Origin of the sequence: Nocardia sp. NPDC060255, from assembly GCF_042727395.1 — a bacterium.
GTDB lineage: Bacteria > Actinomycetota > Actinomycetes > Mycobacteriales > Mycobacteriaceae > Nocardia.
Genome location: NZ_JBHXAU010000001.1, coordinates 481351 through 507081, shown reverse-complemented (window position 1 = coordinate 507081; position 25731 = coordinate 481351). Strand labels below are relative to the sequence as shown.

23 protein-coding genes are annotated in these 25731 nt (G+C 66.3%); 10 read left to right on the top strand and 13 right to left on the bottom strand.

Annotated features, from left to right (window positions below):
* Positions 1-176 precede the first annotated feature (176 nt).
* From ACFWF1_RS02455 to ACFWF1_RS02435, 5 genes are all read right to left on the bottom strand, one after another.
* Positions 177-1532 (bottom strand): wax ester/triacylglycerol synthase family O-acyltransferase, encoded by a 1356-nt coding sequence (locus tag ACFWF1_RS02455; protein WP_379283289.1) that lies wholly within the window; start codon positions 1530-1532, stop codon positions 177-179.
* A 133-nt stretch (positions 1533-1665) separates the two neighbouring features.
* Positions 1666-2319 carry a class I SAM-dependent DNA methyltransferase gene (locus tag ACFWF1_RS02450; protein WP_379283291.1) on the bottom strand — a complete coding sequence of 218 codons (654 nt, stop codon included), beginning with the start codon at positions 2317-2319 and terminating at the stop codon, positions 1666-1668.
* Between the two features lie 29 nt (positions 2320-2348).
* Positions 2349-2753, bottom strand: coding sequence for a nuclear transport factor 2 family protein (locus tag ACFWF1_RS02445; protein WP_379283293.1), 405 nt, complete (start codon positions 2751-2753; stop codon positions 2349-2351).
* Positions 2746-3783: a DMT family transporter gene (locus ACFWF1_RS02440; protein ID WP_379322150.1), complete on the bottom strand. Its 1038-nt coding sequence runs from the start codon at positions 3781-3783 to the stop codon at positions 2746-2748. The genes ACFWF1_RS02445 and ACFWF1_RS02440 overlap by 8 nt, the downstream gene beginning before the upstream one ends.
* Positions 3784-3957: 174 nt before the next feature.
* On the bottom strand, positions 3958-4692 hold the full coding sequence (locus ACFWF1_RS02435; protein ID WP_379283295.1) for an arginase family protein: 735 nt from the start codon (positions 4690-4692) through the stop codon (positions 3958-3960).
* A gap of 196 nt (positions 4693-4888) precedes the next feature.
* Here ACFWF1_RS02435 and ACFWF1_RS02430 point away from each other — a divergent pair, with 196 nt between their 5' ends.
* Positions 4889-6031, top strand: coding sequence for a N(5)-(carboxyethyl)ornithine synthase (locus ACFWF1_RS02430; protein ID WP_379283296.1), 1143 nt, complete (start codon positions 4889-4891; stop codon positions 6029-6031).
* Positions 6032-6161: 130 nt separating this feature from the next.
* On the opposite strand, the gene ACFWF1_RS02425 is transcribed toward ACFWF1_RS02430, so the two are convergent.
* Positions 6162-7844 carry a cutinase family protein gene (locus ACFWF1_RS02425; protein WP_379283297.1) on the bottom strand — a complete coding sequence of 561 codons (1683 nt, stop codon included), beginning with the start codon at positions 7842-7844 and terminating at the stop codon, positions 6162-6164.
* 373 nt (positions 7845-8217) lie between these two features.
* Between ACFWF1_RS02425 and ACFWF1_RS02420 the strand changes: the two genes are divergently transcribed.
* The 5 genes from ACFWF1_RS02420 (at position 8218) to ACFWF1_RS02400 (ending at position 13629) form a co-directional block, all read left to right on the top strand.
* Positions 8218-8529 carry a DUF2268 domain-containing putative Zn-dependent protease gene (locus ACFWF1_RS02420; protein WP_379283298.1) on the top strand — a complete coding sequence of 104 codons (312 nt, stop codon included), beginning with the start codon at positions 8218-8220 and terminating at the stop codon, positions 8527-8529.
* Between the two features lie 272 nt (positions 8530-8801).
* A complete protein-coding gene (locus ACFWF1_RS02415) occupies positions 8802-10679 on the top strand; it encodes an SCO2524 family protein (RefSeq protein WP_379283299.1) in 1878 nt (625 codons plus the stop codon).
* A 1-nt stretch (position 10680) separates the two neighbouring features.
* Entirely contained in the window at positions 10681-11610 is a 930-nt protein-coding gene (locus ACFWF1_RS02410; RefSeq protein WP_379322149.1) for an SCO2523 family variant P-loop protein, read from the top strand.
* A gap of 2 nt (positions 11611-11612) precedes the next feature.
* Positions 11613-12641 carry an SCO2522 family protein gene (locus tag ACFWF1_RS02405; RefSeq protein ID WP_379283302.1) on the top strand — a complete coding sequence of 343 codons (1029 nt, stop codon included), beginning with the start codon at positions 11613-11615 and terminating at the stop codon, positions 12639-12641.
* A gap of 1 nt (position 12642) precedes the next feature.
* Positions 12643-13629, top strand: a complete 987-nt coding sequence (locus tag ACFWF1_RS02400; protein ID WP_379283303.1) for an SCO2521 family protein — start codon at positions 12643-12645, stop codon at positions 13627-13629.
* 4 nt (positions 13630-13633) lie between these two features.
* Here the strand turns inward: ACFWF1_RS02400 and ACFWF1_RS02395 are convergent, their stop codons facing one another.
* Positions 13634-14482, bottom strand: a complete 849-nt coding sequence (locus ACFWF1_RS02395) for a hypothetical protein (protein ID WP_379283304.1) — start codon at positions 14480-14482, stop codon at positions 13634-13636.
* 180 nt (positions 14483-14662) lie between these two features.
* Here ACFWF1_RS02395 and ACFWF1_RS02390 point away from each other — a divergent pair, with 180 nt between their 5' ends.
* Positions 14663-15031 carry a hypothetical protein gene (locus ACFWF1_RS02390; protein ID WP_379283305.1) on the top strand — a complete coding sequence of 123 codons (369 nt, stop codon included), beginning with the start codon at positions 14663-14665 and terminating at the stop codon, positions 15029-15031.
* Positions 15024-19373 (top strand): type VII secretion protein EccCb, encoded by a 4350-nt coding sequence (gene eccCb / locus ACFWF1_RS02385; RefSeq protein WP_379283306.1) that lies wholly within the window; start codon positions 15024-15026, stop codon positions 19371-19373. Before ACFWF1_RS02390 ends, eccCb begins: the two co-directional genes overlap by 8 nt.
* 7 nt (positions 19374-19380) lie before the next feature.
* Here the strand turns inward: eccCb and ACFWF1_RS02380 are convergent, their stop codons facing one another.
* From ACFWF1_RS02380 to ACFWF1_RS02365, 4 genes are read right to left on the bottom strand one after another with little or no spacing between them, the layout of a single operon-like run.
* Entirely contained in the window at positions 19381-20079 is a 699-nt protein-coding gene (locus tag ACFWF1_RS02380) for a HEAT repeat domain-containing protein (RefSeq protein WP_379283307.1), read from the bottom strand.
* Positions 20076-21422, bottom strand: a complete 1347-nt coding sequence (locus ACFWF1_RS02375) for a putative toxin (protein WP_379283308.1) — start codon at positions 21420-21422, stop codon at positions 20076-20078. The genes ACFWF1_RS02380 and ACFWF1_RS02375 overlap by 4 nt, the downstream gene beginning before the upstream one ends.
* A gap of 15 nt (positions 21423-21437) precedes the next feature.
* Positions 21438-21725, bottom strand: a complete 288-nt coding sequence (locus tag ACFWF1_RS02370) for a WXG100 family type VII secretion target (RefSeq protein WP_379283309.1) — start codon at positions 21723-21725, stop codon at positions 21438-21440.
* Complete coding sequence (locus tag ACFWF1_RS02365; protein WP_379283310.1) at positions 21722-22039, bottom strand: WXG100 family type VII secretion target; 318 nt, start codon at positions 22037-22039, stop codon at positions 21722-21724. The genes ACFWF1_RS02370 and ACFWF1_RS02365 overlap by 4 nt, the downstream gene beginning before the upstream one ends.
* A gap of 66 nt (positions 22040-22105) precedes the next feature.
* On the opposite strand from ACFWF1_RS02365, the gene ACFWF1_RS02360 reads away from it, so the two are divergent.
* Positions 22106-22534: a hypothetical protein gene (locus ACFWF1_RS02360; RefSeq protein WP_379283312.1), complete on the top strand. Its 429-nt coding sequence runs from the start codon at positions 22106-22108 to the stop codon at positions 22532-22534.
* A 51-nt stretch (positions 22535-22585) separates the two neighbouring features.
* On the opposite strand, the gene ACFWF1_RS02355 is transcribed toward ACFWF1_RS02360, so the two are convergent.
* A complete protein-coding gene (locus ACFWF1_RS02355) occupies positions 22586-23233 on the bottom strand; it encodes a hypothetical protein (protein WP_379283313.1) in 648 nt (215 codons plus the stop codon).
* 165 nt (positions 23234-23398) lie between these two features.
* Complete coding sequence (locus tag ACFWF1_RS02350; protein WP_379283315.1) at positions 23399-24991, bottom strand: MFS transporter; 1593 nt, start codon at positions 24989-24991, stop codon at positions 23399-23401.
* Between the two features lie 96 nt (positions 24992-25087).
* Between ACFWF1_RS02350 and ACFWF1_RS02345 the strand changes: the two genes are divergently transcribed.
* Complete coding sequence (locus ACFWF1_RS02345) at positions 25088-25666, top strand: helix-turn-helix domain-containing protein (RefSeq protein WP_379283316.1); 579 nt, start codon at positions 25088-25090, stop codon at positions 25664-25666.
* Positions 25667-25731: the final 65 nt, after the last annotated feature.

Sequence of the window (25731 nt, the reverse complement as noted above, 5' to 3'; positions counted from 1 at the left end):
TGTCCTAGAACGAGTTACATAATTGTCCGCGGTGCGATCCGGAGCATGCTCGGATCCCGACTCGTCGAATCAGCCGCGGGCCGTAACTATCGCCATGACACGGCCGCGGCGTCCTCGACTGGTCGTGCACCATTCTTTGACAGTAACACGTTCTAGTTTTGCTGGGCAGACCTCTTTCAGACGGCGGCTTCCTCCAGCTCGCTCAGCGCGTTCTCCAGGTGGTCGAGCAGCCGGGGGAGTTCGGGGACGCTGCGTCGGCAGCCGACCAGGCCGAAGTCGAGATTGCCCGCGTTGCTGGTCAGCGTGATGTTCACCGCCTGGCCGTCGAACGGGATCGACATCGGGTAGGTGGCGTCGAGGCGGGCGCCGTTCCAGTACATCGGCTCGCGCGGGCCGGGCACGTTCGAGATGACGATGTTGAACGCCGGATTGGTCAGCGGGACCAGACCGGGCAGCAGGCTGAGCGCGATCGGGCTGACCATGAGCGCGGACAGCGCCATCGTCTGCAGGCTCGACAGCGAGCCGTACACGTCCTTGCTCTTGCGCATCGATTCGCTGACCACGCGTAGCCGGTCCAGCGGATCGGCGATGTCGGTGCCGAGGTTGCACAGCACGGCGCCGACCTTCACGCCGTTGGTCTCGACATCGTCGGCCGAGCGCAGCGACATCGGCACCATGGCGATCAATGGCTTGTCCGGCAAGGCATCTCGCTCGTCGAGATAGGCGCGCAGCGCACCGGCCGACATAGTGAGCACCACGTCGTTGATGGTCGACCCTGTCGCCTTCTTGACCTGCTTGATCCGCTCCAGCGGCCAGGAGCGGACCACGGTGCGGCGGGCGCCGCCGATGGGCACGTTGAACATGGTGCGCGGCGCCTCGAACGGCATGGTCAGCTGTTGCTGGAGCAGCACGGAGCGGGCGGTGCGCAGCAGCGTCGGCCCGGATGCGGCCGCCGACAACAGGTTTCGGGCCGCGCCGCGCAGTCCGGAGCCGGACTCGGCCGCGGGTTTGCGCGGCGTCCTCGGCAGATTCCACGGGACCTTGGCCTCGTCCGCGGTCGGTTCGCTGGTCAGCGTTCGCTGCATCACGCGTTGCGCGGAGACTCCGTCGATCAGGGCGTGGTGCATCTTCGAGTAGACGGCGAAGCGGCCGTCGGCGAGGCCCTCGATGAGGTAGACCTCCCACAGCGGGCGATGCCGGTCGAGCAGGTTGCTGTGCAGCCGGGAGGCGAGCTCGACCAGTTGATCCATCCGGCCGGGACGCGGCAGCGCGAGACGGCGCACGTGGTATTCGAGCTCGACGTCGTCCTCCCTGGTCCACGCCATTTGCGGGGCGCCGAACAGGGTGGCCGGGCGCGAACGGAAGGTCGAGTCGATGTCCTTGCAGGCCAGCAACTTCTCGAAGATCTGCCCGGCGAAGTCGGGCCCGGCGTCGTCGGGCGCCTCGAAGAGCTGAAGCGAGCCGACATGCATCGGGTGTTCGCGGGATTCGGCGAGCAGGAAGACAGCATCAATCGGTGCGATGAGATCCATGGTGTGGTCGCCCCCTGACGACAGGTGGTGGTGTGTAATCGAATCGACCACGTTGTCGGGCGGGCCCGCGCGCAGCCATGAATCCTGCGCGACACAACCAAGTTACCTGGTCCGGACGGTCGCTGCGCTGTCTTTAGCGAAGCTTTGATACCAGTAAGTAGGCCTGCTGGAATCGTTCGCCCGGATCCGGCTCCCGGACCATTCGGGTGTGCACCGTGAATCCGGCGTCCCGCAACAGTGCGGCAAGTCGCTCCGGTGACCAGCGGTAGGCGCGAGCCACCTTGTGGTCGAACGCTTCCACCGTGCCGGGTGTATCGGTCGCGAAGAAGGCAAGCAGCGCGTGCCCTTCCACTTCGAGTACCCGATAGAACTCGGCCAACACCTCCGGCATCCGTTCGGGCGGCAGATGGATGAACGAGTACCACGCGACCAGCCCGCGCACGCTGGCATCGCCGAGCGCCAGCTGCTCCATCGAACCCTCGGCGAAGGACAGCTCCGGATACTGCTGCCGGGCAAGGGCGATCATCGCCGGTGACAGATCGATGCCGAAGGCCGGTAGGCCGAGGCCGTGCAGGTGTGCTGTGAGTCGTCCTTCGCCACAACCGATGTCGGCCACGGCACCGGATCCCTTGGCCTGCAACAGTTCCGCGAATACGGCCAGCATGGCGCGATCGTGCGGCTGCTTGTCGAGATGGTTCTTGACGAATTCCGCATAGACATCGGCGATGTCGTTGTAGGCGTTGCGGGTGTTGTCGACGTCGGCGGGGGCGTTCGTATTTCCAACCACCCCAACATCATCCACTTCGCCGGAGTGGTTCAGGCGCCGGCCTCGAAGGCTTGCGCGACGGCCAGGCTGTCCTCGTAGACATGATGCCTGGTGACCAGGCCCGCCTCGACGGTGAGGTGCAGCGCGAACCGCGCCCGATAGGCACGCCCGGTGCTGCGCGCGGTCTGCCGGATCTCGCCGAGCACCACCGCGTCCGCGCCGTCGACGAGGATGCGCTCGATCTCGGTCGCCGCCTCTTCCGGCACATGATGTTCGGCGATCGAGCGGAAGTGGGCGGCCGACTCGGCGCCCGTCGACCGGTGCCGAATCCACGGTGTCGCGGCCCGGCCGTGCTCGGCCGCCGGCCAGTCCAGCTTCCAGTCCACCTCGTCGGCATACAGCTCGGCGATGGCGTCGGCATCGCCGGAACCGATGCGGCGCAACAATTCAGCCACCACGCTGTGGGTGGTGGACGTCGTCGGCGACAAGGTCGATCCTTTCGAGGTCCGGCTCGCCTCCGGTCGAGGCGGCACGCGCATCATTCTGGCCGCGACCGTCGACGCGGTCGATTACCTCGCGGGTAATGGTGGCCGCCTCGGGCGCCGCGGGGGTGGTGCACAGCGACTCCTCCGGTACCTCGCGACTGCGGGCGGTGCCGAGGATCGAACCGAGGATCACCAGCGGGAAGCCGATCGCCATGCCCGCGGTGAGTGGTTCGCCGAGCGCCGCGACGCCGAGCACGATGGCCACCGCGGGATTGATGTAGGTGATCACCGTCGCGCGGGCCGGGCCGACCTCCGAGATGAGCGCGAAGAACAACAGGAACGCGGCGGCGGTGCAGATCAGCGCGAGGCCGACGACGGACAGCGTGGCGTCGGCGGGATAGCTGGCCGGTCTGCGCCAGGCCGCGAACGGCGCGTAGACCACGGCGGCGATGATCAGCGACGCGGTCACCACGCCGAGCGGCGGCAGGTCGGCCAGCGCCCGGTTGATCACGATCGGCCCGACCGCATACCCGATGGTGGTCAACGCGATCGCGCCGAGGGCCGCGGGATTGGACAGGTCGATATCCAGGCCGACCAACGCGGCGACGCCGGCGAATCCGACCATCAGCCCGGTGACCCGGCGCCGGTCGAAGCGGTCCTGGCCGAGCTTGGTCACGATGACCACCGCGATCAACGGGACGGCCGCGATCAGCAGCCCGACGGTCGAGCTGTTCAGCGTGGTCTCCGCGAATCCGATGAACAACCACGGACCGACGATCTCCACCACCGTGTACAACAGCAGCGGCCGCCACCGCCGGAATACCGGCCCTAATGCCTTGGTGTACAACGCGATCGGCAACAGCACCAGCGCACCGATCAACGTTCTGGCGAACGCGACGACCACCGGATCGAAGTCCGCCACCGCGATGCGGATCATCGCGTAGGGCACGCCCCAGATCACGCCCATCGCGAGGAACAGCGCCCAGCCGCGCCGCGTCATCGCGCGACCGCCCGTCGGCACAGAACAAGGGGGGACGTAGTAACTGGCATGCTCCACTCGCTTTCGATCAAACGGGAGCTTAGACCGCGGGTCCGATCATCCGACAGATCCACTTCTCAGGGCATGGACCAGGCCACTTGCCCCTACTACTCGGGGCATCAGCGCTTTTCGGCCTCAGACGGAGTCGACAAGTGGGCGCAGGTGGGCGGCGGCGCCTCGATCGTTGTGCCACGTACAGGCCAGCCCGAATGCGGCGACTCGGCCGGTGTCCACGATGCTCCGGATGGCACCGGAGACTGTTGCCAGGCTCGGCCCGCCCGGCGCGGGGAAGAGCAGTCCCGGCAGGTCGCCCGGATCGATCACATCGCAGTCGAGATGCAGGTAGAGCGGGCCGTCCGGCAGCTCGCCGAGGTCGTCCACGCTGCGCTGCCGGATCCGCGCCGTGCGCAGGAACTCCGCTTCCGGCGGATCGAGATCGCGGCCGTCGACCAGGATGGCGCGTTCCTCGGGGATGTCGCGCAAGCCGATTCGATCGGCGATCAGGTGCCTGCCGTATCCGGTGAGCATTCGCAACGGCATGCCGCCGAGGTAGCCGGAGGTGGAAGTCTCCAGCGTCTGGACGTCGCCGTGCGCGTCGAACCAGACGATCGCCGGGTCGAATCCGGCCCGCTGCAGTCCGGCCACGACGCCGAGCGAGGTGGTGCAGTCGCCGGACGCGACCACCGCAGGGTGTTCGGCGCGGCGGATGGACGCCGCCACCTGCTCCGCGACGGTGTCGTACAACACCGCCATACGCGCCCACGGGTCGTCGACGTCCGGCAGTTCGGGGCTGATCACTTCGTCCGGGGTCACCGGTGCATCCAGATCCGGCAGGTACTCGTCGAGGTGGTAGGGGACGAGAAAACGCATGGGCCCGAGCCTAATTCGGCGGCCCACGGCAGGCACCCGATTATTGCGCGGCTCCGGCGTCGCGGCGCGGCGGGAGGATTCGGCGATGTGGCCGAGCCGCTTTCGGTGTCGATCCGCGCTCCGGACCGGGTGATCGTGGCGCTGACCGGCCCAGATGCGGCAGGTCATGGCGGCTGGATGCGCGTAGGCTCACTTGGTGAAGCAACTGACGATCGGTGTAGTCGCGACCTCCCGCAAGGAGGACGAGCACCGGTTGGCGATCCATCCGGCGCACCTGGACCGGATCGATCCGGGGCTTCGCGAGCGAGTTTTCCTCGAGCGCGGCTACGGCGACCGATTCGGTTACACCGATGAGCACCTCGCCCCGCTGGTCGCCGGACAACGCAGCCGCGAGGAACTGTTCGCCGAGTGTGATGTGCTGTTGTTGCCCAAGCCGATGCCCGAGGACCTGGAGCACCTGCGCGCCGGACAGATCGTCTGGGGATGGCCGCATTGCGTGCAGGACCAGCGGATGACCCAGCTGGCCGTCGATCGCGGGCTGACCCTGATCGCCTGGGAGGCGATGAATCACTGGACGAAGGAGGGCAACTTCAGCGTCCACGTCTTCCACAAGAACAACGAGCTGGCCGGCTATTGCTCGGTGCTGCACGCGCTGCAGCTGCGCGGATCCAGCGGCGACTACGGGCGCCGGATGCGGGCCGCGGTGATCAGCTTCGGCGCCACCGCCCGCGGTGCGGTGCGCGCGCTCAACGCGATGGGCATCAGCGACGTCACGGTGCTGACCCAGCGCAGCGTCTCCGCCGTCGCCTCGCCGTTCGCCTCGGTGCGGATGCAGCATTTCGAGCGCGATCCCGCGAACCCGAGCCGGACTCTCGCCCTGAAGGCGCCGGAACCCGGACCGCTGGCCGAGGTGCTCGCCCAGTACGACGTGGTGGTCAACTGCATCCTGCAGGACACCGAAGAACCGCTGATGTTCGTGCTGAACGAGGATTTACCGCTGTTCGCTCGCGGCACCCTGTTCGTCGATGTCTCGTGCGACGAGGGCATGGGTTTCGAATGGGCCCGCCCCACCTCGTTCACCGACCCCATGTTCACCATCGGCGAGGACCTGCACTACTACGGCGTCGACCACAGCCCGTCCTTCCTGTGGAACTCCGCCACCTGGGAAAACTCCGAGGCCCTGCTCGAATATCTGCCCATCGTGATGGCGGGCCCCGACGCCTGGGACGGCAGCGAAACCGTCCGCCGCGCCATCGAAATCCGGGACGGGCGAGTGCAGAACCTCCGCATCCTCTCCTTCCAGAACCGCGCTGCCGCCTACCCTTACGCGGTCGTCTGATCCCTGGTCGTTCCGCAGTCGGAATTGTTCTGTGTCACAGGTCAATTCGGCGCACTGCGCCGCGAGCTTGCTGACAGCAAAAGACCCTGCCCGACGCGAAGTGCGTGGGGCAGGGTCTTTTTGGATTCAGTTAACCGACGGCGCTGGTGGTGGGCGTCGGCGTGACGCTGGTCGTGGTCGGTGCCGCGGAGGTGGTGGTCGGAGTGGTGGTCGGCGCCGTGGTCTCGGTCGGTGTGGCCGAGGTCGGAGCCGGTGCGTTGATTGCCTGCGGTGTCACCGGGATGGTCGAGGTGGTGGTCGGTGCCGCAGTAGTTGTCGGCGACGGGGTTGTCGCGGTGCTGCTCGTGGTGGGAGCGGCACTGGTGGTGGTGCTGGTGGGCGTCGCGCTCTTGGTCGGCGTTGCCGTCGGCGACGTCGAGGTGGGCGCTGCCGCCTTGTAAGCGGCGGCCAGGTCGGCCTCGGTCGGCTTGGCGGTGGTGTCGACCTTCTTGCCCGCCTGGGCCTGCTGCGCCAGGTGGGTGATCCACGCGGCCGCGTACTCGGCGGAGGTCATCGGCTTACCGTTGGCCGGGTCCGCGTCGTGCCAGTAGTCGAAGTGGTGACCGGTGTGGTCCGGGCCGAGGGTCTGCTTGTACGGATCGCTCATGATCACCGGGATGGTGTTCTGGTTGGTCACGATGAGACCGATGATCTCGTTCAGGATCTTCTGCGGCAGGTAGGCCAGCGGCGACATGTTGTCGGCCGCGATCGCGTCCGCCTTCGCCACCGGTTCCTTCGGCGCCTGGCCCGGCTTGTAGTTCGGATCCGACACCTTCAGCAGCACCTGGAGGAACGTCTCGTCGCTCTTGAGCCAGTTCGGCTGCGACGAGATGTCGGCGAACGCGGCAAGCGCGATCCGGCCGAGCACCACCGCGACGTCCTGTCCGGTCGCCGGCGTGAGTCCTTCGTTCTGGAGCGCGTCGCCATTGAGCTGGCGTCCGACGTTCACCACCAACTGCAGCAATGAAATGTTCTGCGGCGCAGAGCAAGTGAGGTCACCGTCGGAGCAGAACGACGCGATCTTGCCGTTCAGCGCGCCGAAGTCACCGCTGGTACCCGGCAGGGCGCCCTGGCCCGGCGTCGGGTTCTTGCCGTTCTGGTAGTTCTGGTCGAAGCCGTCGGGATGGCTCGGGTCCTTCGCGCCGGGGAACGGCCCGTCGCCCGCCGAGCGACCGGCGTCGGCGATGATGACCACGCCGACGACCTTGGCCGGATCGACGATCCCGTATGCGCCGTCCTTGCCTGCCTCCTGATGCCCGACCTTCATCGCGACCCGGCGCACGACGTCGGCGCCCTCGCTGTAGCCGACGATGGAGAACTTGGTGTTCGGGCACGCCTGCGAGATCTCCCGCATCACCTGCTCGGTATTCGCGGCACCGGTGTTGACGGCGTCCTCATAGGTCGCCAGGTTCGCCGGATAGGCGATGTAGACGGCGGCGTAGGAGCCGGGATCGACGGCACCGGCGGCCGGGTTGACCACCGGATCGACCCACTCGCTGTTGTAGTCACCTGCCAGCGCGGCGGGCAGTTCGTTGCCGTTGGCGTCGACCAGCAGCTTCGTCGTGCCCTGCTTCGGTGTGTCGTTACGGCCCGCCACCGAGATGCTGACCATGTCGTGGCACTCGGTGACCGACGAGGTGAGCTGCGTATCCCTGGTTTGCGGCGACGACGTCAGCGCGAACGTGGTCGCGACGATCGCCGCGACGCCGAGCACCGCGGGCGCGGCGACCGCCGAGGCGATGCGATGTCGGGCGAAGAACCCGCGAAAATCCATGTCCTGTTTCCCCATTCCAATTACCGGCATGTTGGACGGGCAGGCCCCCCGAGGCCGTGCGTCACCAAGGACGTCGGAAAAGGGGAGGTGAGCGTTACGGTGTCGAGTCCATAAGGCGACGCCGGACACGGTCGGGTCACGCGGTGGCAACGGCATTTGCCCCCATTGATGGGGGCATCGACCATTCCTGTTGAGGTCGGCTACACCTGGTGAATACCGGGGTAATGGAATCGGCGAATTTCGATCTTCGCGGTGTCGAAAACCGCTCATATGGCGGAAAAGTGACATTGCACCACACGAGCGGCGGGTTCCGCGCCGGCCGCGAGGTCGAGGGAGCCCTGGCCGGGCTGGAAGCCCTACCTGACGCGCAGGCGTGGGATCGGATCGCTACAGCAACGTGCGGTGGGATCCGGCAACCGTGACGGTCGGTGAATACGTCGTCAGCGAGGGCCTCGCGGACGCGTTCGCCAGGCACCTGTACGGCGACCTCGGCTATACCCGCATCGGCGTGCCGTCGCTGTCCGATGACGCGGTGTACGACAAGGTGATCGGCGGCTCGTGGACGCGTATCTCGTGCGCACCGGACAGCATGCGCCCGATGCGCTGCTCGTCGACGCCGCGGACGTCGTCGAATTGGCGACGCGGGGTCGCTAGCGGAAAGTCTGTCGCGCAATGCTTTCGGTAACCGCACCATTTCTAGGCGCAAATCCTTAGCAAAGAACTCGACCTGTCTCCCTGGTCCCGTCCGTGGCAGCTGGTAACCACGGTTATTGCACGTGTCACGGGTGACCGCGATACGCTTCTGTTGCAGGCAATAGGTGTTGCTCAGGTCAGCAGATGGCCGCGAACGATGTTGTCCGCGTGGAGACTAACCGGATAAAGAAACTGGGCGGTCGGCTATTGCCGGGCGCTCTGTTCTCATGCGAGTCCTCTGAGACGACAGAAAGGCTGCGATCAATGAGAATCCAGCCACGGCGCCAGATACTGAATGTCTGGAGTTCACTGCTGGCCGCCTGCTATCACGACGACACCTGGGTCTGGGGCGGGCGCGACGGCTCCAACTCCATCAGTGACGCCGAGCAACTGTTGTGTCTGCTCTACCCCGCCACCCAGATCGATAGCTTCTCGCTGCACAACCCCGACCGGATCGCCGACGATGTCCGGACGACGCTCAAACCTCTTGGCCGCGAACGCCGCATCGGCCTCAAGATCGTCGAGGTGATGGACGAGTATCTGCGGCGCTACGAACGCGACGATCAGCCGATCTTCTCGGGCGGCAGCTACCTGCGAGCCACCGAGGGGGCCGAGGCGAACGAGCGACAGCGCGCGGTCGACGTGGTCGATTCCTACTCGATGTCGCTCACCGTCTGCCTGGCCGGGCTGCAATACCTGCGCGCGCTGCAGGATTCGATCGGTGCCGGCGACCAGCAGCGGCTGGAGCGGCTGATCAAGCCGGTGCAGGCCCGGCTCAACAAGCGACTCACCGCGGCCATGGTCGGACTGGTGCGCAGCTTCGTGGTGCAGTCGGTGGATCCGGAGACCGACACGGGCGCGGCGATGCTCAGCATGTTCAATCAGACCGGGGCCGAAGACGAGACGATCGTCGCGGGCCTGGCCAAACGGCTCGAGCGGGTCCGCGGCCGGCTGCTCCGAGACGTCACGCTCAACAAGACGCCGCAGGCCGACCTCGCCAGCACGGCGCTGATGTTCGAGTGCGGCTGGAGCTGGGGCGTGGTCGAAGGAGCCGAGGTCATCGACTTCATCGACGTGCCGATCGCCAAGTCGGAGGGTTTCGCGGTCGGGCGTCCGTATCTGTATTTCACCATTACCGCGTTGGACGGCATCAACGACCTGACCCAGCCGCGCACCCGCGAGCTCGACCTGCTCGACGCGGACCAGCGCCGCTTGGCCGACGCGCTGCAATTGCGCTGGGACCTGGCGCAACGCTATTGGTCGGCGATGGCTCGTTTCGGCGAAGGGGATTGGCCACTCGAGGACATTCCGTGGCGCACCTCCGACGGCGAGGAGTCGGACTATTTCAGCCTCTGCGTTTCCGGCCTGCTGATCCAGGACCTCATTGCCCGCGAAGCCGATGACGACGACCTCAACAGGGCCACACGAATTTTCGATGAGCTGGCGCGCCGCGGCCGGATCACCCGCAGGCTGACCGAGAACGATCCCGCGCGCCGCCTGCACGTTCCCGGGGTGCTGCTGCGATTGAACGGTACCGAGGCCATCGACGACGGCCCGCTGCTGTACTGGGCGGTGTCGGACTACGCACCCATGTTGCTGAAACGGACGCTGCAGGCGGCCCAGCTGTCGCGCACGCTGTCCACCCGCAGGCAGCTGCTGGAACTGGCACAGTTGACCATGGACCATCTGGAATTGCGTGCCTTTCAACGTATTCCGGCCAAGGGTCTGTGGGACGACGCCCTACGGGTTTTCGTGGAACCATCGCCGACCGGCGAGGTGGTGCCGCCCGATTCGGACCTGCCGCAGGAACCCTCCTGGTATTTCACCGAGCGCATCATCGAATGTCTGGTCGTCGCCGAATCGTCCTACCAGAATCCGCCGTTCCGGTCCCCGACGTCGCTGACCCGTGCGCTGGAACTGCTCGACGAGGCCGACCATCTGCTCAATCAAAAATTCCTGGAGCTCAGCGAGCGGGACAACACGCCGAATCGCCGGGCGTTGGAGAACATAGAAAAGAATCTGGTGCGGGCGAGCAGATTGATCGATGAACGTCCGGCCACGGCATTCAGTCTCTGTGTCGACGCGCTGCGTGAATTGGACGGGCTCGAAGTCGCCGGCCTCGATGCCATGAGGGGTGAATAGGTTGAGCGAACGCATACTTGTCTTCTCCACCTCGGACAAGGGCGGCACCGGCCGTTCGGTGACGAGCTGCAATATCGCCTACCGGCTCAGTGTGGACGGTAAAAGCGTCGCGTATCTCGACTTCGATTTCGGCTCACCGACTTCGGGTGCCCTGTTCGAGATCGAGAAAATGGATCGCGGCGTATCCGGCAAGCAGGGATTGCACGAATACCTGAACGGCCGGATCACCATACCGGCCAGGTGCGATATCCGGTCGGAGACCAATCGCAAAGACCTGCACGCACTTCGGCATCCCTACCAGCTCACCCTGTTCCCCGGGGATCGCGGCGGTGGCGAGTTCCCCGCGTCCGCGCAGGTGGTGAAGCAGTGCGTCGAGCTCCTGATGATCTGCCAGCAGGAATTCGATGTCACCTTCGTCGATCTCAGCGCGGGCCGATCGGCGGCATTGGAGATAGTGCTGCGCGCCACGGCCGCCGAACCCCTGCGTGAGGTGGCGGCGCGGTGGCTTGTCTTCCACCGATGGACCCGCCAACATATCCTCGCGGCGAACGGCCTGGTGCACGGCCCGAACGGATTGCTGGAGGCGGGGCAGAAATGCGGCCACGACGTCGGTGACCTGCTCGAGTCGGTGCGCTATATCCGTACCGCGGTGCCGTCGACGAACGAGGGCTCCGGCGACAAGGACCGTGGGCCGCAGTGGGCTTGGTTGCGTAAGCAGAACGAGGCGCTCGAACAGCTCGCCCTGGCCAATCAATTGGGCTCCAGCGTCACGCTCGGCACGACACCGATGGAACCGGTGCTGCAGTGGCGTGAGCAGCTGATCCTCGACGCCGACGTCGACGCGAAGATCGCCAACGAGGAAACCGTGAACGCCTTCACGGAGTTGGCCGTTGAACTCATGGACGACGCGACGTGGGAGAGGCTCTTCTGACGATGAACGCCACTGTGTACAGCGAGGCGGCCGAGCAGGTCCAGACCGCCGGGGTGAAATTCGCGCACCTGTCCATCGAGACCGGGCACTTCTACATGAAGAGCCTGCTCGACGGGGAAGAGAAGATCCGCGCGCATTTCCAGCGGGTAGCCCGGCTGGTCGAGCTGCATACCGCCGAAGCCGAGGCGGAATACGGCAACTCGGCGCGGGTGAGCACCTGCTTCCTGGTCGACGACTACTTCGGGTCGAACACCGACCCCAGTGAGATTCTGGACAAGGTGCTCGGCATCGCCGACACATGCGGGCTGCGCATCGACTACCTCGCGCGCGAGGCCGGGTGCTGGGAGACACCGCTGTATGTCGACGGCCGCCTGACCGGGCAGCAGATCCCGCTGGCCGAGATGGTCGCGTCCTGGGTGGTCGCCGAACCGTTGAAGCAGACGACGGGCCAGCGTCCGCCCGACGTCGAGTCCGGCTGGCTGTGCAACGGACGCCGCTCCTCCGAACACGACTCGGAGCAGGCGATGCAGGTGACGGCGGCGTATCGCCGCCCGGAGGAGTTCGCGAGCCGGGAACACACGATCTTCCTCGACATCGAGCTGTGGAACACCCAGATCAACAAGGACGGCGAGGAGCACACCCGCTGGTCGTGCCCCTTCCTTGCCTCGATCTGGCAGCTGCTGCGCCTGGGCATGGTCCGCTACGAGGGCAGGGCGGTGGTCGAGCCGCAACCCCGCGGTGCGAGCTGGCCGGCGAGCTGGTGGGAGATGCCGTCGGTCATCCAGTTGAACCCTCATGCCGCGCCGTTCGAGGCGTATCGAGCACTGTCCATCCTGCCGCGCGAGTATGTGAAGATCGAACATGCGGTGCAGACCATCCTCGATCACATCGTGATCGATCAGGAAGTGTTGAACAAGGCGATCATTCGCGCCGATGCGGAGGGGATCGCGATGCCGCGGGAGATCACCGGACGGCTGTCGCACATGTTCGTCGACGAGGTCGCCAAGCGCCCGCGCGCCGGTAAGGCCTGATATGGCGCAGGCACAAGCGAATTCGGAGGACACGCCGCTGGTCGTGCTCGGCGAGATACACACCTGTCTGCTGCCGTCACAGCACGTGCTGGACACCGCGGCGTGTATCGAACTGCTGAGCGCGGTACAGCGCGGCCTCACGGTGACGTCCAGGGAGCGGCCGATGCCGTTGGTGGTCTCGCCGAATCGTTTCGAGGGCGTCGACTGCAACCTGATTCCGGTGTCGGGCAAGCACATTCACGTGATCGGCACGGTGGCGTCGCGCACGGTCGTGATCGGTGGCCGGGTGCTGCAGGGCTCGTCGCAGACCCGGGTGATGCGCGCGGTGGAGCGGCAGCCCTGGTCGTACTACCTGAGCAGGCCGGGAACCGTGGACGCGGTGAGCAGGCTCGGCAGCGACCCGGCCGGCCGGGTGGTGGACGGGCATCTGCGCTCGCACGGCGACGACAAGCTCGATCTGACCTCGATCAGCCAGCGGATGTCGACCTTCGCCAGGGTGGATCCCCGGCTGGATCAGAAAATGCCGTTCCGGGCGGGCACCACCCGGCTGCGCTGGGCCGTCGAGGTCGGCGCTGCGGCAGAGCAACCGCCCCGCTTCGCCTTTCACCTCGCGGGCAACACGCTGCGAACGGTTCGGCTTACCCTTTCCGATACGGATGTCGCTGCGGCGCAACGGTTCTGTGAGGATCTCGCGATCCACGATTGGCTGCTGACCACGATAGGCCAGGTGGCCGATCGCGCGGCGCGCAACGATCACGAGACCGACGCGCTGCTGGACCAGCTGGTGCCGTTGCTGGATCAGCTGGTGCCGCTGTGGATGCCGGGCGCGCACACCGCACCGCAGCTGCGTCAGCTGTGGACGGACCTGGAGACCGATCCCGGCTTCACCCGGCAATGGACCGCCCGGGTCGGGCAATTGCGCGACCGCATGACCACCGCGACGCTCAAGGCGCTGCGGCATTCCAAGATCATCAGCCACGACTGGTGAGTTCTCAGAGCCGAAACCAGCGTCGCACCAGCAGCGCGAAGAACACCGACGTCGATAGCACGCCCGCGTACGCCTCCACCACGAACACCAGCTGATCGGTCCCGTCGAGCCCCGCGGTATCCGCGGGGCCGAGGGGATTCAGATAATTCATGGCGCAGTCGTAGACGATCGACAGGGTCGACTCGGTGGACAGCGCACGCACGACCACAATCGACAATGCGACCTGGAGAATGATCCACAGCAGCATCCGATACGGGCGATAACCGTAGCCGCACACCAGGTCCGAGAAATAGCCGACGAAGCGACGCCACCGGACCGGCTGTGCCCACCGCTTCGCCCGCGCCAGGTTCAGGCCGCAGCGGTCCTCCGCATCGGTATCGCCGTCCTGGCGGTACAGGCTCCACGCCCGCCGGAACGACAGCGCCGCATGACCGGGCAGGTCGAACGCCAGCAGGCCGCCGAGCTGTTCGTAGACCTCGGCCAGCCGTCGGCTTTGGGTGCGGCTCAACTTCAGTGGGCCGCGGTATTCGACCTCGGCGGCGAACAAAGCGGCCAATACTTCCGGAGCGACCCGCGTCGCCGAGTCGGACGCCTTGCCGAGGTCTGCGTACGCGCGTGCGAACAGCAGGCTGTCGCTGCGCCGTCGAATGCCGGGCGGGTCGTACCCGGCGATGACGGCCTCGACGTGGCGGTTGAACGAATCCAGCAGGTCCTGTTCGCCTTCTCGCCTGCGGTCGACCCAGTTCTTCGTCAAGAACGGATACAGGTCCAGATCGGCGTACGCCTTGGCATGCCGGTCAACCCGGGTGAACATCGAGCGGGCGAAATGCGAATCCTGTTGTTGCTCATCCACTACAGCCCCACCATCGACGTCGTTTTTCGGCGCACCGCCACCATAACGCGATCCGACAATTGAGCCGACGTTCTCTCGGAGGTGCAAGCCCACCCATCGTTTGCCGTGTTCACGGGCAGGCGCGTAGCTAGAATGTTGTTGTGCCGCATCATGCGGCGGGGTGAGACGGGGAGGCAAGCCATGGCCGACGTGTTGTTCATCGTCACGGCCGGTTCGCGGGAAACGCAGCAGCTGGATCGCCTGGCCGACGAACTGGCCGACGAGCTACGGGAGGTCTCCGGACTAACGGTCGGTGCGGTGACGACAACCGGCAGTCCCGGCACCAAATCCGGTACCGCGGTGGAAATCGGGCAGCTGCTGGTATCCGGAGGTACGCTGAGCACTACCGCCTGGGCGATCCGCGATATCGTCCTGCGCTTCCTGGCCCGCGGCCGCGCGGAATCGGTCACCGTGCGCAACGGCGACCGCGACGTCACCATCGTCCGGCCGACCGATGGACAGGTCGACGGTGTCGTCGATCAGTTGCGGAGTCTATTCGCCGATGACTAGCCCGCGGGGTCGCCGGATCGCGCTGTTCGTCGCCAACGACACCTTCTACTCGACGTCGATCTCGCAGCTCTACGCGCCGGTCTCGGATGCCAGAGAGCTGCGAAACCTGTTGCACGACCCGAGCATTGGTGCGTTCCAGCCCGCCGAAATACTCGTCAACGAGTCGAAGACGGAGATCGAGCGCAGCATCGAGCGGCTGTTCCGTAATGCGGGCCCGGAAGATCTCGTGCTGTTCTATTACTCGGGCCACGGCTTCCGCACCAGCCGCAATCTGTATCTGGCCGCCTGCAACACCGATCCGAACCTGCCGAGCAGTTCCGCGGTGTCGTCCGCGTTCATCAAGGAGCTGATCCGCGAGTCGAGCGCCGCGGCCAAGATCATCCTGCTCGATTGCTGTTACAGCGGCGCGTTCCTCGGCAATGACGTGATCAAGGCGGTCGGCGGCATCGACGACGGCGTGGGCGAGCACCTGGTCACCGGCGACGGGATATGCGTGATGACCGCCTGCACCGGCGTGCAGATCGCCGAGGACGGAATTCGTTCCGCCGCTGATGATTCCGTACCGCTGTCGATGTTCACCGCCGCGATCGTCAACGGCATCACCACCACCGGGCTGGCGGGCAACGGGACCGGCGAGATCAGCACGCACGATCTATGGACGTATGTCAGCGACGAGGTGCGTCGCCGCACCGATCGTCAAACACCAAGCCACTACGGCTTTTTGAACGACGAGGTCTACATCGCCCGCACCCGACGCCGGACCGCGGGCGCGAGCGATGGCGGCGATCGGGTGCTGCTCGGCAGCCTGCTCGGGCGTTTGGAGCAGGTGGCGGACGCCGGGCTGCGGGCGGAAAGCTGGTGGGGCACCGGCAAACTGGCCGTACCGATCGGCAGGCAACGCCGACCGGACGGCACCGTCGGCGATATCGTGCAGCTCGAGTTCGCCGGGCCGGACAACGGCCTGCTGGTCGTCGGTCGTCCGGGCTCCGGCAAGAGCACGCTGCTGCGCACCTTGGTGGCGTCGCTGGTCCTGACCCATTCGCCGGACGAAGCGCGCGTGCACGTCCTGGAATCCAGCAATCGGCTGGGCTCGATGCGCGAGCTGCCGCACGTCGCCGACGTGGTTTGCGACGACGAGCCCGAGCAGGTCGCCGCCCTGCTGCAACGCATGCTGGAGGAGATCAGCCACCGGAAGCGGCTGTACCGCAAGCACAATATCGACTCACCGGCCAGCCTGCGGGCGGCCCGCGACGCACTGCCCGAGGGGCCGGTGCCGGATCTGTTCCTGGTGCTCGACCGCTGGGACGATTTCGCGGAGCTGCTGCCCAAGGCCGCGGATGCGGTGCGGCGCATCGCCGATGCCGGTCCGGAATACGCCGTGCACGTGATCGCCACCGTGCGGGACTGGAACGAGGTGCCGGACTGGATGGCCAGGCTGCTGGCCGTCCAGATCGAGCTGCGCATGCATCAGCCGCGCGATTCACACATCGATCCGGAGCTCGCGGTGCGCCTGCCGGAAGGTCCAGGGTGGGCGCTGCACCAGCAACAACCGTTCCGGATCGCGGTACCTGATATTCGTGAGCCACCCGCCGACCCCGCGATGGTGGACGATGTCACCGATGGCGCTGCGGATCTCGTCGCTCGCCTGCGGGCACGGCACACGGCCGCGGGGCTCGGATCGACCGGGCCCGAGGTCGAGGCCGACTTCGCCGCACTGCACGGCCTCGACGATGTCTCGGTGTTCGACATCGGCCAGTGGTGGCGCGAACGCCCCGCGCGCGAGTCGCTGCGCATCCCCATCGGCGCGACGCGACCCGGCGACCCGGTGCTGCTCGACCTCAAACAGGGTGCCGAGGGCGGTATGGGGCCGCACGGGCTGGTGGTCGGTGCGATCGGCTCGGGCAAATCGGAGCTGCTGCGGACCGTCGTGCTCGGACTGGCGTTGCGGCACAGCCCGGATCAGGTGAACTTCCTGCTCGTCGACTTCAAGAACGGTGCGACGTTCCAGCCGCTGACCAGCCTGCGGCACCTGGCCGGACATGTCCGGAATGTGGAACAGGACCTCTATCTGCGGGAACGGCTGGAGGATGTGCTCGACGGCGAGATCGACCGACGGCGCAGGCAGCTCGAAGAGAGCGGTCCGTACACCACCATCGGCGAATACGAGCAGGCCCGCGCGGGCGGAGCGGCGCTGCCGCCGCTGCCCGTGCTGGTGATCGTGATCGAGGAGTTCGTGGAATTGCTTTCCGGGACTTCGACATTCGTCGATGTGCTGGTTCGGATCGGGCGCCTCGGCCGGTCGCTCGGCATGCATCTGTTGCTCGGCACTCAGCGCCCGGACGAGTGGCGGTTGCGTGCGCTGGACAGCTACCTCTCGTATCGCATTGCGCTGCGCACCTTTTCGCCCGCCGAATCGCGACTGGTGCTGGGCACCACCGACGCCTATCACCTGCCGAGGGTGCCCGGCTACGGGTATCTGCGCATCGGCACCAGCACCGCTACCCGCTTCCGGGCCGCGTACGCGTCCGGTCCGGGGCCGTCCGTTCCCGGTGACGGCGATACCGGGCCGGTTGATCGCCCGGTCTCGGAATCGCTCGCCGTCGCGCTCGGCAGGCACGGATCGGCGGCACATCGGGTGTGGACCGACCCGTTGAGCGACTCACCGACGGTGGGAATGCTTTTGCGACAGCGTAATTCACCGTCGTCGACGGACGGGCCCGGACTGCTGCGGCTGCCGATCGGCGTCGTCGATGTGCCGCGCAAGCATTACCGCGAGGTGCTGTGCGCGGACCTGTCGGACAGTTCCGGTCACATCGCGATCGTCGGTGGTCCGCGATCGGGGAAGTCGACCGCGCTCCGGACGCTGATGGTGGCCGCCGCGGCCACGCACACACCCGAGCAGGTGCAGTTCTACTGCCTGGATCTCGGTGGCGCCCTGGCCGGGCTGGCCGAGTTCCCCCACGTGGGATCTGTTGCCGGGCGGCGCGACTCGGATCGCGTGCGCCGCACCGTCGCCGAGGTCGCCGGGCTCGTCGGCCGCCGGGAACAGCGGTTCCGCGAGCTCGGTATCGCCTCGATGCACGAATTCCGTTCCCGCAAAGCGCGATTGACCGAGGCGTCACTGGAAAGACAAGCCGCCGACCCGATCTCGGCGGACCGGTACGGCGACGTCTTCCTGATGGTCGACGGACTCGATGTCGTCCAGCAGGATTATCCGGCACTAGAGCAGGCCATCATCACCATCGCGACGCAGGGACCTCGCTACGGCGTCCACGTCGTGGTCACGCTGCCGCCGTGGACCAGGACCCGGCTCGCGCTACCCGACATGGTCGGCACCCTGATCGAACTGCGGCTCGGCGACCCCGCCGACTCCCAACTGGACCGTCAGGCAGCGGGAACGGTGCCACCCGATCGGCCGGGCCGCGGCCTTTCCCCCGACAAACTGCACCTGCTCATCGCCCTGCCCCGGCTGGACTCGAGCACCGACCCGAAGCAACTGCCGGCCGGTATCGCCGCGGCCGCCCGGCAGTTGCGAACGATCTATGGTTCGCGACAAGCCCCCGAGGTACGGCTGCTGCCACTCGAGATCCCCCGCGCGCACGTGCTGCGGTCGGCGCTGCACGCCGGTGTCGCGCAGGACGTGACGCACCTGGCGGTCGGCCTCGGCGAGAACGAATTGTCCCCGCTCATACTGGATTTCGACGCCCACCCGCATCTCATGGCGTTCGCCGACCAAGGCTGCGGCAAAACCACACTGCTGCACAATATTCTGCTCGGCCTCACCGAGAACTCGACTCCTGAGCAGGCCCACATCCTGCTGATCGACTATCGCAGAACCCTGCTGCACGCCGTCGACCCGAACCGCCTGACCGCCTATTGCGCTTCGGCGGCAACGGTTCCGGACGTGATCGACCAGCTGTGTCACCTCCTCACCACCCGCCTCCCTGGCCCCGAGATCGGCCCGAGCCAACTCCGCGACCGCGCCTGGTGGACCGGCCCCGAGTGCTACGTCGTCGTCGACGATCACGACCTGATCGTCACCGACGGCGACGACCCCTTGGAGCCGCTCCTGGAGTTCTTGCCAACCGCCCACGACGTCGGCCTGCACCTGATCATCGCCCGCCGCGCGACCGGCCTGGCCAGAGCACTACACGGCACCCTGCTCGCCCGACTCCACGAAGTATCCGCCACCGCCCTACTCATGAGCGCCCCCACCGAAGAAGGCAAACTCTTCGGCGGCGACCTCCGCGCCACCACCCTCCCCCCGGGCCGAGGCACCCTCGTCACCAGATCCCAAGAGCCCCAACGAATCCAGATCGCCTATCTGCCGCCACCCCAATGAAACCGAGCTAGGACGGCAGCTTCTGCATCGCCCGCTCGGCCTGCTTACGCACCGAGGCGGCCCGGTCATTCACCAGCGGTTCGATCAGGTGCCGCACGCCGGTCGCCTTCATCTGAACCAGCGCCTTGATCGCGTATCCACGCGCGGGCCCGTCGAGATAACGCACTGCGGTATCTCGTGATTCGGCTGTCTTGACCTTGCCGAGGTACTCGACCAACGGCAGCATCGCGGTCCCCGTCGGCAATTCCGCGAGCAGATCGGCGATCTGGGTGAAGTTCTTCGGCCCCGCGATCAGCCGCAAAGCCTCGCACGCCCAGGTCTGCATCCGCTCCGGAATCGGCGGCCTGCGGCGAACCTGAGCAATCAGCAGCTCGATGGCCTCTTGATTACCGCGGGCGGCCGGGTCAATGAGGTTGCGGATGAGCCCGGACCGAATCGCGGACCGATGCTCGGTTTCCGGCCCCGGAATCCGAGCCTCGAGATTCGCCATCCAGTCGACGAAGATCGGTATACCGGGCGGGATCGTCCGTGGACCGTTGGACAGATCATCCAGCGTGTAGCAAGGCACACCGACCGCGGCGAGATCCGTCATGATCCGACGATCGAACCCGCGCTCGCCATCCGTATAGCGGGCAGGCAGGTCATTCATCCACTCGGTGCCGCCGTTTTCGCTCCCATACGGCATCCGCGCATACCTGATGGTCATTTGGGTGGTCCGTCGTCCAGTTCCATCCGAATCAATTCGATCTGTCCGGTATCAATCATGCCCTGGATATCGGGGTCGTTGATAACCGTCCGGTGATCGACGATCAGCGTCATGGTGTAGCCGTTGTCCCTGGCCCATTGCTCCTCGATGAGCAGCTGCTTCTTCGCATCGACGATGCTGTTGGTGTTCTTGACTTCGGTGAGCTGCCGGTTCGTATCGTCGATGCGATCGGGGATCGCCGAATGATCGTCGTCGTCGCGGTCCAAGATCGTGATCTTGCGCTTCGGCGCGTTCGGGTCGATCCCAGCGCGCCTTTCCCCTTCGTCACCGGCCGCGCTGTTCTGTTGGATGTCACGGCCGCCGATGTATTTCGTGCTGCGCGGAGTTCGGCCGAGGATCGACTCGAGGGCGGCGGTCTCGGTGCTCACCAGGTCGTAGATTCCGGTGTTCGACTGCACCGCCTCGGCGACCTTGGTCTCGATATCGCCGAGCCGGTCGGAGATGGCCTTCGCGTACTCGGTCTTGTTCGAGGTGATCAACGCGTCGATCGCGGCCTCGGCTCCATCGCTCGCGGGCAGCCGTTCCGCAGCGAGTTTGTCGGCCGCATAGGAGGCGAGAATGACCGAGAGGAGATTCAACGACGTCCGGCAATCGTCCTTGGCCGATTTTGCGGTCGCCGCGACTTGTGTACAGGCGAGGCCCAGGTAGGAGGCGCCGTCGGAGTGCGCCTGGATGGCCCGGCACACAGCGCCGGTGTCATCGACGTATTCGGCCAGGATCGGGTCGTCGCGCTGGGCATCGGCGGGGAAGAGCGTGGTGACGCTGGTGTACAGCTGGGTCGCGTAATCCTTTGTCGTGGTGCTGTACCACGTCATCAGCGAGCCCGCGTCGCCGATCCGTTTCTCGTCGCAGTCCGCCCATTTGCGGGTCACCTCGGCCTCGACCAGCGACCAGTGGTCTGGATTGCCCTCGGTGCCGCCGATCGACAGCTGCGTGGGGTGCAGGTTCATCGTCAGCGTTGTCCCTTTCTGGATATCCGGAATGGGGTCGGGCGTGCCAGGGTGCGAGCTGTTTTCGCTTCGGATGAGGTTCTGGCCGGCGGTGCAGATCTGGATGCCGAGCGCGTTGCACGCCATCGCGGCGGTCGACCCGGCCTCGAAGATGTCGGCCGCCGACTGGTCGAAACTGCGCCCCCAACTTGGGCCGCCGTACGGATACAGACCGGCCGACTGCGAGACGGTGAGGCCTTTATCGAGCGCGCGCAACAGACCTTCCAAGAGCGTGCTGATCTTTATCAACCCGTCGCCGACCCGGAAGTACGTGTCGGCGTCAACTGTGGTCATCGAGAGCCCCGGTGTTCACGAGCGCATCTCCTTGTTGGCCTGCTCGGCCTGTAGATAGTTGCTGTGTACGAGCGCGATCTTTTCGCGTATCGCGCGCAGCTCATCGACGAGCGTGGTGGTGCCGGAAAGCCATTCGCGCTGACTGTCGGAAAAAGCTTGGGCGGCAGCGCCACTGAACTGGGCAAGCACACCGTCGGCGATGGTCTTCGTCTTCGTACCGTGCTCTCCGACGGCGGCGATCGCCTTGTCCAGCACGTCGATGAAGGCCTGCATGGCGTCCAGGTCGTAGCGTCGAGCTGTCACGGGAGGTCCAGACTCGACGTGGTCGCCGTCGCCGTGATCTGGTTGCTGAACCGTTCGTCCTGGGCGACAAAGGTATCGGCGGCCGTGGTCAAGCTGGTGGCCTGTCGGTTCAGCTCGTCGATATGGGTACCGATGCGTGGGGCCAACTCGTCCCAGAGCGAGGTCACGTAGTCCGCGGACCGTCCGGACCACATCTCCCTGAGCCGGGCGTGCTCGGCCCGGATGCCGGTCAAGACGTCATCGAGCAATCCACGCTGTACCCGCAGCTCGACCGCGCCTTGCCGGAGCACCGCTGGATCGACTTGTAAACTCATACCCAACCCCCGTACAACCGGGAAAAGCCTAACGACGCGTAGTTCGCTCGAGCAAGGTGTGTCCGAATGGATTGGCGTGCCCAAGCCCCGCCGCAGGTGCAGGACGACTACGACACGCTGCTGCGCGACGGAGTCGACGCCGCGGCCCAAATCCTCGCGGAATCGGACTCTTTCGCGCCGTTCATGCTGGTGATAGACCAGACCGGTCGGAAAACCCTGCGCAGGCTCGCCCAGCCGCGCGCGGACGGTGGCGAGCAAACAGCTACCAGCGCAATGGAAACCGGCGCGGATCGGAGCACCCTGCGCGCGCGGGCTACTGTGTTCGACGTCACTGTGTCCGCGCCGTTCACGGGTAGCGCCATCAAAACCGTTCTCGAACACCGGGATGGCCCCGCCGTCGACGTGCTGGTGCCCTACACGGCGACTCCGGACGAACTCCGGATCGACTTCAATGCGGCCGACGGCGCGGTCGGCACCGGCAGGCTGTGGGCCTGACCGGACGTCTCGATTCCGGAACTACCGGTGTACTCGGGCATGGGATCGATCTCACGACAAGATCTGGACGCCGTCGAGGATGGTGCTGAGGTCGGCACCGAGCCGGTCCAGGTCGGCCTGCTTTGCCCGAGCCACCAACAAGACTGGATGGATCGCGCCGTCGCAGGCGCAGACGATGAGGCGGTGGTCCTCCCACCATTCGACCTGGGCGAGTGTGAAGGTTCCGGTGACTTTTCCACCGTTCTGGCCACAGGCGGTGATCGGGACATCGTCGCGGGTATGCCAGCCGGGCGTTGCCTGCGCGGTCCGGCGCATCATGTCCACGGCTGCCGCCACGGTAGCGGTGGGCCCGAGCCGGTTGACGGTGATCGTCGCGGTGGGACTGTGGAAGTCGCCCGGGAGCTGATCTCTGCGTTGGATGGACAGTCCGCTGGTGTCAGTCCCGGCGCCGTCGGTGCGCCGCCAGCCCGGCAGTTCGGGAACCAGCACGCGGAACGGCTGTTCGGGTACGCGGTCGCTGGTGAAGACCCGGCCGGTCGCGGCGTTGGCGTCGCACGAGTAGTCCACTGCCGGTGCGGTTTTCGCTGCGATCGAGGTCGGCGGTGGATCGGCTTCGGGCGGGCTGCATGCGACAAGTATCGCCAGTGCCACAACGGCCATCGGCACGGATCGAAGCACGCCGTCACGCTGTCGACTCACCGGATCGACACCTGCACTATGTTCGCGGGTCCGATCAGCGTGCACCTGTTCCCCACCCGGCATCTCCTCGATCCTCACCCGCGGACTTGAGTACAGCAACTGTAGGTCTCAATAGGTTTGGCGGTTGCCACCGGTCCGGGTCACGCGGACCGGTGGCAAGGGAGCTCACTTCGCGGCTGCGGCACCTCCCCTGACTGGGTCTGTGGGAGCGGTCGGGCCGACCTTGCTCTTCGGACCTCGGGCGAGCAGGTAGAGGAGCAGGGCGGACATGACGATGACGCCTGCCCACATGGCTTGCTGCCAGCCGTCGACGAAGGACTGCTGGGCGGCTTGGATCAGCGTTGGGGCCTGGGAGCCTGTGTTGTTCGCTGCGGCAACGGCGTTGGCGACGCCTTCTCGTGCGGTGCCGGCGGCATCGGCGGGGATGCCGCCGAGCTTGTCATCGATGGCGTTGCGGTAGCCGGCGGAGAGGAGGGCGCCGAGTAGGGCTACGCCGAGTGCGGTGCCGAATTCGCGGGTGACGTCGTTGAGTGCGGAGGCGACACCCTGGCGTTCCTGCGGCAGCGAGCTGGTGATGGCCTCGGTGGCGGGGGTCATCGACAGGCCCATGCCGAGGCCCATGATGAGCATGCCGGGCAGGATGGACAGGTAGCCGCCGTCGACGGAGACGAGGCCTGCCATGAGTGCCAGACCGGCGCCGGACAGGGCGATGCCCGTGGCCATGGTCGAACGAGAACCGATGCGCGCGGCGAGCTTTGGGGCGAGGCCGGAGGCCATCATCATCAGCACGGCCATGGGCATGAACCCGACGGTGGACAGCAGTCCCGACCAGCCGAGCACGGCCTGGAAGAACGGGAACAGGACCACGAAGATGCCCGCCTGCACACCGAAAACCGCAAGCAGGGTGAGCGAGCCGCTGGCCAGGTCACGCTGGCGGAAGAGGCGGACGTCCAGCAGCGCGGTCTCCTGGCGACGCTGCTCCCAGATCACGAAGCCGACCGTGGCGACGATTCCGACGACGAGGCTGATCAGAGTGGCGGGGGCGGTCCAGCCGCGTTCCGGTCCCTCCTGCAGGACGAAAATGAGCGCGACCACGGCGACGATCGAGGTCAGCGCACCACCGGTGTCGAAGGCGTGTCCCGAGGTCTCACGGGAGTTGGGGACTGAGCGCAGCGCCATCGCGAGCGCCACGATAACCAGCGCCACGGGCAGGACGAACAGCCACCGCCAACTGGCCACGTCGACCAAGGCGGCGGAAAGGAACATACCGAGGATGCCGCCGCCCCCAGCGACGCCGGTCCAGACGCCGATCGCCCGGCTGCGTTCCGCTTCGGGGAAGGTAGCGGTGATCACGGCCAGGGTGATCGGCATGATCATCGCCGCGCCGACGCCGCTGAGCACACGTGCGGCGAGCATGACCTCGGTCGAGGATGCAAGGCCGGCAAGCACGCTGGCCACACCGAACACACTCAGTCCGGCGATCAGCATCGGCTTGCGACCGAGCCGGTCGCCGAGGGCGCCGAGCGGCAGCAGCAGCGCGGCCAGGGCTAGGGTGTAGATGTTGATGATCCACAGGATCGTGCTCTGCGAGGCGCCGAACTCGATCGCGAGGTCGGGCTGGGCGACGTTCAACCCGGACACCGAGGCGATGACAGCCATCAACGCGACACAGACGGCGATCAGGATCATCCGCCGCTGACGCGCGTCCGGTGTGTGGGTCGCCTCGGCGGCGGCCAGTGCTGGCTGGTTCGTACTCATGGATTCCTCTCGAAAGCTGCAGGCAAGGGGCAGGGGAGCGGGCCCGTTGTCGCCGAAGCTAACCGTGCTTTGCATGAGAGGCATAGCATCTTGCCTATGGCGCAAAATGATGACGACCTGGACAGCCTGGTGCGCAAACGCATTCGCGCTTTGCGGGTGGCGCAGGGCTGGTCGTTGGAGGAACTGGCGGGCCGCGCCCGGCTCAGTCAGTCCACGCTCAGCCGCATCGAGAACGGCCAGCGCCGACTGGCACTGGACAGCCTCGTCACGCTCGCCCGAGCCCTGGACACCACTCTGGATCAGCTCGTCGAGACCGCCTCCGACGACGTCGTCACCAGCCCGATGATCGACGGAGCGCATGGGCTGATGCGCTGGTCCATCAAGGGCGATCCGGGCATGAGCGTGGTGCGTCAACGGATGACCGAACCGCCGCCCGACAATCCAGCACGCATGCGCGCGCATCCCGGCCGGGAGTGGCTCGTCGTCCTGTCCGGCACCGCGATTCTCATGCTGGGCCAGCGCCGCTTCCGCATCGAGACCAATCAGGCCGCTGAGTTCCCCACGATGTTGCCGCACGCCATCGGAACCGCGGGCGGTCCGTGCGAGATCCTCGGGATCTTCGATCGCGAAGCCCGTCGCGGCCATCAACGCACCGAGAGCGGTTCCGACGCGTGACCGCATTGCGCGTTCGACACCGTAAGCGACCATCTTCTTGCCAATGCGGAAAGGAATCGTGCTGT